Annotated in this window: 10 protein-coding genes and 1 pseudogene; 4 read left to right on the top strand and 7 right to left on the bottom strand. The window is 66.1% G+C overall.

All coding sequences use genetic code 11. The features are described 5' to 3' along the window. Positions 1–5 precede the first annotated feature (5 nt). Positions 6–1,058, bottom strand: coding sequence for an ABC transporter substrate-binding protein (locus KVT37_RS03940; RefSeq protein WP_217569823.1), 1,053 nt, complete (start codon positions 1,056–1,058; stop codon positions 6–8). Next, entirely contained in the window at positions 1,055–2,233 is a 1,179-nt protein-coding gene (locus KVT37_RS03945) for an ABC transporter ATP-binding protein (RefSeq protein WP_217569825.1), read from the bottom strand. The genes KVT37_RS03940 and KVT37_RS03945 overlap by 4 nt, the downstream gene beginning before the upstream one ends. 286 nt (positions 2,234–2,519) lie before the next feature. On the opposite strand from KVT37_RS03945, the gene KVT37_RS03950 reads away from it, so the two are divergent. The 4 genes from KVT37_RS03950 (at position 2,520) to KVT37_RS03965 (ending at position 7,034) form a co-directional block, all read left to right on the top strand. Next, the gene (locus KVT37_RS03950; protein WP_217569827.1) at positions 2,520–3,908 is read left to right on the top strand and encodes a PLP-dependent aminotransferase family protein; all 1,389 of its coding nucleotides are present in this window, start codon (positions 2,520–2,522) and stop codon (positions 3,906–3,908) included. 4 nt (positions 3,909–3,912) lie between these two features. Beyond that, entirely contained in the window at positions 3,913–5,166 is a 1,254-nt protein-coding gene (locus KVT37_RS03955) for an FAD-binding oxidoreductase (protein WP_217569829.1), read from the top strand. Positions 5,167–5,327: 161 nt separating this feature from the next. Beyond that, positions 5,328–6,533 carry an ROK family transcriptional regulator gene (locus KVT37_RS03960; protein WP_217569831.1) on the top strand — a complete coding sequence of 402 codons (1,206 nt, stop codon included), beginning with the start codon at positions 5,328–5,330 and terminating at the stop codon, positions 6,531–6,533. A gap of 6 nt (positions 6,534–6,539) precedes the next feature. Next, complete coding sequence (locus KVT37_RS03965; RefSeq protein ID WP_217569833.1) at positions 6,540–7,034, top strand: peptide deformylase; 495 nt, start codon at positions 6,540–6,542, stop codon at positions 7,032–7,034. 10 nt (positions 7,035–7,044) lie between these two features. On the opposite strand, the gene KVT37_RS03970 is transcribed toward KVT37_RS03965, so the two are convergent. The 5 genes and pseudogenes from KVT37_RS03970 to KVT37_RS03990 all read right to left on the bottom strand — a co-directional run. Next, positions 7,045–9,054 (bottom strand): beta-N-acetylhexosaminidase, encoded by a 2,010-nt coding sequence (locus KVT37_RS03970; protein WP_217569835.1) that lies wholly within the window; start codon positions 9,052–9,054, stop codon positions 7,045–7,047. 33 nt (positions 9,055–9,087) lie between these two features. Then, entirely contained in the window at positions 9,088–9,564 is a 477-nt protein-coding gene (locus tag KVT37_RS03975) for a GNAT family N-acetyltransferase (RefSeq protein WP_217569837.1), read from the bottom strand. Between the two features lie 13 nt (positions 9,565–9,577). After that, positions 9,578–10,516 (bottom strand): annotated as a pseudogene (locus KVT37_RS03980) (ABC transporter ATP-binding protein). Continuing rightward, on the bottom strand, positions 10,513–11,319 hold the full coding sequence (locus KVT37_RS03985; protein WP_217569839.1) for an ABC transporter ATP-binding protein: 807 nt from the start codon (positions 11,317–11,319) through the stop codon (positions 10,513–10,515). Before KVT37_RS03985 ends, KVT37_RS03980 begins: the two are co-directional and overlap by 4 nt. Continuing rightward, a partial coding sequence (locus KVT37_RS03990; protein ID WP_217569841.1) for an ABC transporter permease occupies positions 11,316–11,848 on the bottom strand: 533 nt, incomplete at its 5' end. The genes KVT37_RS03990 and KVT37_RS03985, both read right to left, overlap by 4 nt.

Consider the following 11,848-nt stretch of genomic DNA (forward strand, 5'->3'; position numbering starts at 1 on the left):
TAATCCTACTGGGCAAGCCAGGCGTTGAAGCGCTTGACGAGGTCCTCGCCATAGTCGCCCCAGAACTCGGTGTCGGCGACGAGATAGGCGCCGGCGAGATGATCCGGAGCGTTGGGCAGTTTCGGCAGCGCGTCGGCCGCGACGAAGGACGCCGCGTCGGTGCGCACCGGCCCGTAGGTGATGAAGCTGGCGAGCTTGGCGTTGTTCTTAGGCTCGCTGATGTAAGCGAGATACTTGTAGGCGAGCTCGGGATTGCGCGCCCCCTTCGGGATGGCGATCATGTCGTATTCGAGGATCTGGTTGTTCCAGACGATCTTGAACGGCTTCTTGTCGGTGTCGATGGCGTTCTGGATGCGGCCGTTCCAGGCGGTCGTCATCACCACTTCCTTGGAGGCGAGAAGCTGCGCCGGCTGCGCGCCGGCATCCCACCAGACGATGTCCTTCTTGATCGTGTCGAGCTTCTTGAAGGCGCGGTCGACGCCTTCCGGCGTTGCCAGCACCTTGTAAACGTCGGCGGGTGCGACGCCATCGGCCATCAGCGCCCATTCGAGGTTCTGCGCCGGGAACTTGCGCATCGCGCGCTTGCCGGGGAATTTGGTCGTGTCGAACAGGTCGAGCACCGAGGTCGGCGCTTCCTTCAGCACAGTCGGGTCATAGGCGAGGATGTCGCCGTAAGCATCGAGCCCGACTCCGCAATCCAGCGCCGAGCCTTCGATGAATTTGTCGCGCGGACCGATCTTGGCATAGTCGAGCCGCTCGAGGATGCCGGCGTCGCAGCCCTGCAGCACGGTCGCGGTCTCGACCGTCACCAGGTCGATCGGCACGTTGCCGGTCTCGACCATGGCTTTGACCTTGCCGAGATCGCCGAGATATTCCTGTTCGAGGATCTTGGCGCCGCTTTCCTTGCTGAACGGCTCGAACCAGGCCTTGCGCTGCGCGTCCTGCCAGGCGCCGCCGCTCGCCATGATCGAGAGCTCCTCGGCGAAGGCGGTACCGGCGATCGTCATGCAGGCGGTGGCGGCCGCAAGCGCGAATAGGCGTGTTCTCAACTGTGTCATTTCATTTTCCCCTGTTTTGGAATGGCGCCGCCCGTTCCGGCATCGGCCGGAAAGGCGCGGCAATCGTTGGGCGCGCAGGAGACCGTCACGGTCTCGCCATTCGCCATCGTCGCTTCGGGGCCGACCTTGACGGTCAGCACCTGATCGTTGGCGAGCCTGGCCAGGAGGCGCAGGTGATCGCCGAGATAGATCCGCCCGTCGACGGTCGCCGGCAGCGCGTTGCCGCCATTGGCGGCAGCCGACAGGCTGAGCCGTTCGGGCCGGACGGCAACATGGCAGGCGCTGCCTTGCGTCACGCCAACCGCCAGCGCGGTGATCTCGCCGCCGCCATTCAGGCGGACGCGGCACTCTCCACCCGAGACGCGGTCGACCACGCCTTCCAGCGTGTTGTTCTCGCCGATGAAGCTGGCCACGAACGAGCTTTGCGGGGTGTTGTAGAGATCGTCGGGCGAGCCGAGCTGGGCGATGCCGCCCTGGTTGAAGACGGCGACGCGGTCCGACATCGTCAGTGCCTCGCTCTGGTCATGCGTGACATAGACGATGGTGACGCCGAGCATCGTGTGGATCTGCTTGATCTCGAGCTGCATGTGCTCGCGCAATTTCTTGTCGAGCGCGCCGAGCGGCTCGTCCATCAGCACCAGGCTCGGCTGGAACACCAGCGCGCGAGCCAATGCCACGCGCTGCTGCTGGCCGCCGGAAAGCTGCGTCGGCCGGCGATCGCCGAATTGCTTCAGCCGCACCATGTCGAGTGCCCGGCCGACGCGCGCCGCGATATCGGCCTTGCTCACCTGACGGACGGAAAGCGGGAAGCCGACATTCTCCTCGACCGTCATATGCGGGAACAGCGCATAATTCTGGAACACCATGCCGATGTTGCGCTGATAGGGCGGCAGGCGGTCGACCGGCTGCCCTTCCAGCGTGATCGTGCCATGCGTCGGCCGCTCGAAGCCGGCCAGCATGTTGAGCGTCGTCGTCTTGCCGGAGCCGGACGGCCCGAGCAGCGTCAGGAATTCGCCGCGCGCGACGGAGAGGTTCATCCGCGTCACCGCGAAAGTGCGGCCGTCATAGGACTTCTCGACATCGGCGAACTCGACGAATCCCTGGCCGGCGCTCGCCTGCGCTGGACGCGCGGTCGAGGCGCCGCCTGCCGCCGCAAGGGCCCGGCTGGCGCTCATCGCGTGGAATCCCGGCTGCCAGTTAGCGATTCGTCATGCGGCTTGCGATCCATGCCTCGTCCTCCCGGTACCGGCCCGTGGAAACAGCGCGCCGTCCGACTTGTATGGTCATACAATCAAGCTGAAATCGACCATAAATGCGGACAACTTTGCCCATCAAGCCGAAAATTGCAGGATTGTGTGATAATTTTTGTCGAATTGAATGTCGGACAAGCTCTATTGTACGGATCGTTGTCTTATGCTAGATGCCCGACAAGTGAGACGTCAGCCGCAGTTCGAATCCCCTATGCTCGAAGATCTTCGCCTCACCGAGGATGAAAGCCCGGTCTATCGCCGTCTTGCCGACGCGATCGCCGAACGCATCGCCGCGGGCACGCTCGCCGTCGGCGACCGGCTGCCGCCGCAGCGCGAGATCGCGCGCGCTTTGGGCATCAACGTCACGACCGTGACGCGGGCGCTGTCCACCCTGCAGGAGCAAGGCCTGCTCGAGGCGCGTCCCGGGCGCGGCACGACGGTTGCCGCCCGCGACATAGTCGAGCGGCCGGGTTTCGTGTCGGCGCCGAGCGACCAGAGCGGCATCATCGACCTCTCGGTCAACCGGCCGCCCACGTCAGCCTATCTCGACGCGGTCGCGGCGCTAATGCCGCGCCTTTCCAAGGATCGCCACTACGCTTCGCTGCAGGACTACCATCCGCCGGAAGGACCGCTTTGGGGTCGTGTGGCGGTGGCCGATTGGTTCAAAGCCGTCGCCGGCGACGGCGACCCGGGCCGCGTCGTGCTCGCAGCCGGCGCCCAGCATGGCCTCGACTGCGTTCTGGGCGCCGTCACCCGGCAAGGCGAGGTGATACTTGCCGACGAGGTGACCTATCAGGGCATCAACGCGCTGTGCCGGGTTCATGGTCTCGACTTGCGCGGCGTCGCCATGGATCGCGGCGGCATGCGTCCGGACGCCTTCGAGGCCGCTTGCGCGCAGCTCCGGCCGCGTGCCGTATTCCTGGTGCCGACACTGCACAATCCGACGACGATCACACTGAGCGCGGAGCGCCGGCGCGAATTGGCGGCGGTCGCCCGCCGCCACAACGTGCTGATCATCGAGGACGACGTCTACCGTCCATTGGCCGATGACCCGCCGCCCTCCTTCGCCAGCCTGGAACCGGAGCTGACGATCCATCTCGGCGCGCTGTCGAAATGCCTGGCGCCCGGCCTGCGCCTCGGCTTCGTCATCGCCCCGCGCCCGATCGCCGGCCAGGTTGCCGCCGCCCTGCGCATCAATTGCTGGAGCATCAGCCCCTTGACGGCGCTGATCGGCGCCAGGCTGATCGAGGAAGGTGCGGCCGCTCGCATCATCGACATCCAGAAACAGGAACTGCGCCAGCGCCAGGCGATCCTCGCCGAAATCCTTGGCCGCTTCGACGTCCAGAGCCACCCGACCTCGACCCATGCCTGGCTACGCCTGCCGGAACCGTGGCGCGGCGCCGGCTTTGCCCGCACCTGCCTGGAGCGCGGCGTCGCCGTGCTGCCGGGTGACGCCTTCGCCGTCGGCCGCGAACCGGTGCAGCACGGCGTGCGCATCAATGTCGGCGCGGCGCGCTCGCAAGAGGATTTGCGCTCGGCGCTGACCACCATGGCCGAGCTGCTCGCCGCCGGTCACCTGCAATTGCCCGGTTTCGTCTGAGACGATGACCTCCGCAGCCGCGCCGAAATCGGTCGAGATCGCCATCGTCGGCGCCGGCGTCGTCGGCCTGGCGACAGCCTTGCGCCTGGCCGGCGAGGGCCGCGAGGTCCTGCTCATCGACCCGAACGAGCCGGGCTCGGGCGCTTCGTTCGGCAATGCCGGCACGATCGCCGAATATGCCTACATGCCGGTCGGCAATCCCGGCGTGCTGCGCGCGCTGCCGAAGCTGCTGCTCGATCCCGACAGCCCATTTTCGCTGCGTTGGGCAGCGCTTTTCCAGCTCGCCCCATGGCTGGTCCGCTTCGTTCGGCAGTCGCTGCCTAAGGCCACTCGCGCCAATGCGCTGGCGCTGGCCGGTCTACTTTCCGAAGCCCTGCCGGCCTGGGGCGAAATGGTACAGGAGGCCGGGCTTCAGGATCTGATGCGCCGCAATGGCTGCCTCTATGTCTATCGCCGCGACGGCGATTTCGCCGCCTCCGCGGGCGGCCGGGCCTTGCGGGCCGAACTCGGCGTCCATCAGCAGGTGCTGAGCGCCGATCAGGTGGCCGCGCTGGAGCCGCGGCTTGCGGCGTTCGAGACCAAAGGCCTCTATTTCCCGGATTCGATCAATGTCAGCGATCCCGGGGCGGTCATGGCGCGGCTGGCCGCCGCCGCTGCCGCGCGAGGCGCTCAATTCATGCGTGCGAGCGTCACCGGTCTCGCAACGCGTGCCGGCGGCGTGCGGCTGAGCGGCCCGGGGCTCGCCGTCACGGCGCAAAAGGTGGTACTTGCGGCGGGCGCGCGCTCCCGGCCGCTCGCTGCCCAGGCCGGCGACCGGATCCCGCTCGACACCGAACGTGGCTACCATCTCGAGTTCCAGACTTCAGCGCCCTTGCTCAACCGACCGGTCTGCCCGGTCGATCTCGGTTTCTACATGACGCCGATGGACGGCCGGCTGCGGGTCGCCGGCACCGTCGAGTTGGGCGGCCTGAAAGCGCCGCCCAATCCGCGCCGGCTGGCGCTGCTCGATCGCGGCGTGCGGCAGTTCTTCCCCGATCTCGACAAGCCATCATCGCAATGGCTGGGCTTCCGGCCGTCGCTGCCGGACTCGCGCCCGGTGATCGGGCCATCGACGAAATCGCCTGATGTGATCTACGCCTTCGGCCACGGCCATCTGGGGCTGACGCTCGCCCCGGTGACAGCCCGCTGGGTCGCCCGCTTCATCGCCGGCCAAGGCGTGCCGTCAGCCGTCGATTTTGCCGCGGCGCGTTTCGGCTGAGCCACCGCGCCAGGCGGTTGGATATTTCCTATACGTCGAAACCGTGTGCCCTTACTGGAGCTGGACCCAGGCCTCTGGCTGGCTGCTCACCATCAATATAATTAAATCAACTTGATTTTCTAAAGTGGTATTATACACTTGCTGTGACTGGTAAGTACCTCATGATCCTCAAGAAAGCCATCTCCGGCACAAATCTCGAGCAGGCGAAATCGCACAACCGGCGTGTGGTGATCGAAACGATCCGCACCAACGGCGCACTGTCGCGCGCGGCGATCGCCAGGCTGACGGCGCTGTCGTCGCAGACCATCTCCAACATTGTCGAGGAATTGGAAGAGGCCGGGCTGCTGCGCCCGGAAGCGACGCTGAAGGGCGCGCGCGGCCAGCCGGCCGTCCCCTACTCCATCAACCCGGATGGCGGCTATTCGATCGGCCTGCAGCTCGACCATCAGCTCGCCGTCGGCGTCGTCACCGATCTCTCCGGCACGATGCGCGCCCGCGTCGAGCGGAATGTCGACCGACCGACGCCCGCCGAAGCGATGCCGCTGCTTGCCGCGATCTCGAGCGACCTGATCGCCACCTCCCGCCTCGACCGGACAAAGTTGCTCGGCATCGGCATGGCGATGCCCGGCCCTTTCGGCGTCGAGGGCATGACCTCGGTCGGCCCGACCGCCCTGCCCGGCTGGCATGACTTTCCGGTGGCGGAAGAGCTGGAACGGCTGACCGGCATCGCCGTGATCGTCGAGAACGACGCCACCGCGGCCGCAATAGGCGAGCGGCTCTATGGCGTCGCCCGCAAGCTCGACAGCTTCGTCTATCTGTTCATCGGAACCGGCCTCGGCGCCGGTCTCTTCCTCGACGGCCATCTCTACAAGGGCAGCCGCCACAATGCCGGCGAGATCGGCCACATCATCGTCAAGCCGGGCGGCCTGCCCTGCGGCTGCGGCAAGCGCGGCTGCCTGGAACGCTACGTCTCGCTGCGCGCGGCCTATGACAGGCTTGACCTGCCGGATCCCGATCACGCCTCGCCCGACCTGCTGGAAGAGCTGTTAGCCAATGGCGACAGTCGTTTCGAGGCCTGGCTCGCCGAGGCGGTCGAACCGCTGCGCCAGGCAATCGACGTCGTGGAAATGGCGCTCGATCCCGAGACCGTCGTGCTCGGTGGCTTCATGCCGCTGCCGGTGATCGAGGCTTTGGCCGGCCGGCTCGAGCCGCTGCATCTCTCGGTCAGTTCGGCCAGCGCCCGCGCCACGCCGCGCGTCGTGGTCGGCGCCGCGGGCAAGGACACGTCCGTGCTCGGCGCGGCGGCCCTGCCGATCTTTTCGGAAACCAATCCGCAATTCGACGTGCTGCAGAAGCCTGTGGGCTGAATTCCTATGGCGGTTCGGCCGATCGTAAAATTCCCCGATCCCCTGCTGAGGGTTGTCGCGCACCCCGTGGAGTTGTTCGACAGCGATCTGCGCAACCTGGCCGGCGATCTCATCGACACCATGCACGCGGCGCCCGGGATCGGCATAACGGGCCCGCATATCGGCATCCTGAAACGCCTGGTCGTGATCCAGTTGCCGCCCGCCGCAAAGCCTTTGATCTATGTAAATCCATCGATCATCCAGAGCTCGTCCGAAATGATCCGGCATACCGAAGGCAGCGTTTCGATGCCCGGTGTCACGGAAGAGATCGAACGGCATGCCAGCGTTCGGGTTCATTACCAGGATCTCGAGGGCAAAGAGCATTTCGAGGACGCCGACGGGCTGCTGGCGGTGTGCCACCAGCACGAGATCGATCAGCTCGGCGGGATCTTCTGGATAAACAGGCTGTCGCGCCTGAAGCGTGACCGCCTGATCAAGCGCTACAACAAATTACAACGCTAAATTGGCGAGGCTACGCCAAACCGTAAAGCACCGGCATCAGTCCAGCGAGCGCGCTGAAACGCGACCACAACTTCCGCTCGGGCGCGGTCCAGCCGGTTTCGGCCAGCGCCGAAAGCCGCGGGAAGATCAGCCGGTCGAAGACGGCGCGATCGGTCATCGGCTCCGACCAGATGCAGCATTGCACGCCGAGAAAATGCTTCCTCTGCGCCTCGCTCCATCCTTCCACCGGGTCGAAACCGTAGAGCTTTTCCGGCGACGACCAGCCGGCCCAGGCCGCGCCCGGCTCCGACCATTCCGGGCTGTTCGCCATGTCGAGGTAATAGACCTGTCCCGGATTGACGACCATGTCGTAGCCTTCGCCGGCGAGTGCCGCCGAGACTTCCACACTGCGCCAGCCATTGAGGTAACACTTCGTCTTGTCGATGACATTGCCATGGGCTGCCTCCTGCCAGCCGCCGGTGACACAGCCGCGCGAGGCAAGGAAGGCCTGGACGCGCTTGAGGAACTCGGCCTGCAGCACGGCCGCGCCCGAGCCTTCGATCTCGTCGGCGCCATGCGTGTTGGTGACGACATCGAGCCGCTTCGCATGCGACTGCGCGGCGGCCTCGCCGGCAATCTCACCGAGCCGTTTCAACGCCTGCGGCGAACCCGACCAGGCGCCGGGCGGCACCTCGTCGGCGCCGATATGGATGGTCTTGAACGGGAACAACTCGATCAGCTCGTCGAAGATCGTCTCCAGCACGCGAAAAGTTTCCTCGCGCGCCGGGTTGAGGCAATTGTTGGGAAAGCCCTGCACCGAAAAATACTCGCCATGCTCGCCGGGATCGCGCAGCTCCGGCAATGCCTTGAGCATGGCGTAGCAGTGGCCCGGCACGTCGATCTCCGGCACCACCTCGATGCCAAGCCTGCCGGCCAGCGCGACGATATGGCGAACCGCAGCTTTGCTGTAATAGCCGCCGGTCTTTTGCGCGCCCGAGCCAAGCAGCGACGGGACGGCCAGGCCGTGGCCGCGCCATGCGCCGAGGCGGGTCAGTTGCGGATAGGCCGATATCTCGACCCGCCAGGCCTCGTCGTCCGACAGATGCCAATGGAAGCGATTGAGCTTGTTCCAGGCCAGTATCCTGAGGAACTTTTCGACCTCGGCCGACGCATAGAATTGCCGTGCGACATCGAGATGGCAGCCGCGCCAGTCGAGCGACGGCTCGTCGCGGATTTCACCGCTTGCCGGGAACGTGAACGTCGCCGGATGTTGTCTCGCGCCGCGCAGGATCTGGCCGAGCGTGATCAGGCCGTAGAGGAACCCCGCGCGCGTCGTCGCCGCGACGCTTGCCGCATCCGAGCCGAACGTGATCACGTTGGCTTCCGGGCCAAGCCCGTCCTGCAGCGCCATCCTGACCGGAAACCCGCCTTCGGCCGCCGGGCGCACGATGCCTTCGACCGCAAACAGGCTGGCGGTGAGTTCGGCGAAGGCCGAGGCGGCGGCGCTGGCCGCTTCGCCTTCCGGCTGCGGGTCGAGCCCCGCCGGCGCCGAGACGGCACCAGCGACTTCTACATGGCGCGGCCAGGGAATGACCGAGACGGCAACCGGCGCCACGGCGGGCACTGGATAGGGTTCCGCGCCGCGCTTCAGCGGCGCGTTGTCTCCGACCGCTCGCGTCGGCTCCACCACGATGCGCCGCGTGCTGCCGTCGGCGAAAGCGAGATAGGCGCCGGTGGCGCCGTCGGTCCAGTGGCGCAGCGGGTAGCTCAGGCCGCGCGCCGTCAGCGTCCATGTGGCGCCCGGCTCGAGCGCAAAGCCCTCCCGCGGCAAGAACTCGGCATGATTGGAGAGCCGCACCGCAAGCGTGCCGCCTTCGATGGTGGCCGCCGGATCGATCCGGTCCGGTCCGCTGATGCAAAGCCGGAAGCCGCGCAAAGCCTGGCGGGAGGCATTGGTGAGCCGTAGCTCATAGGCCAGTGGTTGGCCCTCTTTGGCCGGCGTCCAAAAGCTTTCGAGCCGCAAGGCAAGTATCTCGGTCATTTCAGTCTCTTCGAAAGGTAAGCGTGAAAAAGGTCAGTCGGCGGATTTCAGCAGTCCGGCATAGATGCCGGGTTCCGAGTTGGGGATCTGCGTCGCGCCGACGGTGCGTTCGTAGAATTCGGATGGGCCGACATCGCCGATGATGGCGTAGGCGTAGCCCATCACCTTGAGATCGAGCAGCGAGGCAAGCAGCAGCGCGTGGCCGACGCCCTGCCCGCGCGCCGCTTCGTCGACCCCGGTCGGACCGAAGAAGCCGCGCGCGATCGATTCATGGCAGGCGAAGCCGATCAGCTTTTTGTCCTTGGTAGCGAGAAAACAGGTCGGCGGCTGGCGCATCATCGAAACAGCGGTCTCGCCCGCCCAGCCGGCGGAAAACTTGCGCCGCACCCAGCCGGTGACGAGCTCATATTCCGGCGCCAGCGCGCGGCGGATGATGACGCCGGCCTTCGCCATGCGCGCGTCGAGCGCCGCATCGGGTCCGAGCAAGGAAAGATTGACGAGATAATCCATTCAACAATCCAAATCAGGAAGGCATGCCGAGCGCGCGAACGAAGTGATCCGGCCCGACCTGCTCGATCACCGACGAGGCCGGTCGCGACAATCGCCTCACCTCCTCGGCATGGCCGAGGAAGCGCGCGCTGTCGCCCGGCACGAAGGGGCGGTTGGGGTCAGGCACGGCCGAGAGCAGGAGCTGCGTGTAGAGATGGCGCGGGTCGCCGATCACCGCATTGGTCGAACCCCACTCGACCATCTGCCCGGCGAACATGACGATGATTTCTTCCGCGACATGGGCGGCGGTGGCGATGTCATGCGTGATGTAGAGCAGCGCCAAATTCTTCTCGCGCTTGATGCGGGCGAGCAGGTCGAGGATGCCGAGCCGGATCGAGACGTCGAGCATCGAGGTCGGCTCATCGGCGACCAGCACCTCAGGCTGCACGGCAATCGCTCTCGCGATGTAGACGCGCTGGCGCTGTCCGCCCGACAGCACATGCGGGAATTTCTGCGCCGTGATGTCGGGATCAAGCCCAACGCCGCCCAGCAGCTCGGCCACGCCCTTGGCCACCGCCGCCTAGCCTTTGGCGTGCCCATGCAGCGAAAGCGGCCGCGCCAGATGATGATGCACCGTGAATACCGGGTTGAGCGAGGCGAACGGATCCTGGAACACCATTTGCACCGCGCGACGGTAGGTCCGCTCCTCTTCGCCGGTGCCGGCCTGCGTGGCATCGCGCCCGCGAAACAGAAGCTTGCCCGCCGTCGGGTGATCCATGCGCGCGATGATACGCGCGCATGTCGTCTTGCCGCAGCCGGATTCACCGACCAGCGCCAGCGCCCCGCCCGGCCGCAGCGACAGCGAAATGCCGCGCAGCGCCTGCACGAGGCCGAAGCTGCGCTCGATCGCTTCGAGCCTGATCAGCGGCTCGGCGAGCGCCGCGGCGGAAAGCGAAGATGGCAGCGCGTTCATACGGCCTCGCGCGTCCGCGCCGGCAGTTGCGGGATCGAAGCCCACAGCTTGCGCGTATAATCGTGTTTCGGCGCGTGACTCACCTGCCTGACGTCGCCGACCTCCACCAGTTCTCCCTTCAGCATCACGCCGATGCGGTTGCAGAGTTGCGACATCAGATGCAGGTCGTGGGTGATGAACAGCACCGAGAAGCCGAGGCTGCGCTGCAGGTCGATCACCTGCTCCAGTATCTCGCGCTGCACCACCACATCGAGCGCCGTCGTCGGCTCGTCCATGATGATCAGCTCCGGCTCCAAAGCCAGGCAGATGGCAATGACGATGCGCTGGCGCATGCCGCCGCTGAACTGATGCGGATAGTCGCGCAGACGGTTGGTCGCGATGCCGACCAGCTTGAACATCGCCTCGGCCCGGGCTCGCGACTGCTCGCGGGAAAAGCCGTTGTGCCGGCGCAGCACGTCGTGGAACTGGTCCTCGACCCGCATCAGCGGGTTGAGCGAGTTCATCGCGCTCTGGAACACCATGCCGATGCGGCGCCAGCGCACCTTCTGCAGCGCTCCCTCGGTCAGCTTCAAAAGGTCCTGGCCGTCGAGCAGGATCTCGCCGCCCGCCACCCAGGCCGGCGCCTTGGCGAGCCGGGTGATGGCAAAGGCGATCGTGCTCTTGCCGCAGCCGGATTCGCCGGCGAGTCCGAACAACTCGCCACGGCCGATGTCGAAGGACACGTTCTTCACGGCGCGGAAAGCGCCCTTCTCGGTGAGGTAGTCGACGCTGAGGTCGCGGACTTGCAGCAGGGGTCCGCTCACGCTGCCGCCTCCAGCTCGCGCCGGCGCAGCCGCGTCAGCCTGAGCCAGCGCGACAGCGCCGGGCCGGACCGCAGTTGCGGGTTGGCGATCTCGTCGAAGGTGAAGTTGAGCAGCGCCAGCCCAAGCCCAACCAGCGCGATCCCCATCGCCGGCGCGCCGATGTCCCACCAGGCGCCGACGATGATCGCCGACGAGTTCTGAGCGTTGTAGAGCATGGTGCCCCAGGTGACGTTGAGCGGATCGCCGAAGCCGAGATATTCGAGCGTCGTCTGCGCCACGATGGCGTAGATGATCGAGCCGACGATGTTGATGCCGATCAGCGGCACCAGGTTGGGCAGGATCTCGACGAAGATTATGCGCCACGAAGGCTCGCCCACCATGCGCGCGGCGGTGATGAACTCGCGGTTGCGCAGGGCCATGGTCTGCGCCCGCGTCATGCGCGCGCCCCATGGCCAGGAGGTCAGCGCGATGATGGTCATGGTCGCCAATGGCCCGACCGTGCCGGCGAGGAGCGCAGGCAGGACCAGCA

It is taken from the genome of Mesorhizobium sp. GbtcB19 (assembly GCF_019091085.1).
In the GTDB taxonomy this organism is placed as follows: Bacteria; Pseudomonadota; Alphaproteobacteria; order Rhizobiales; family Rhizobiaceae; genus Mesorhizobium.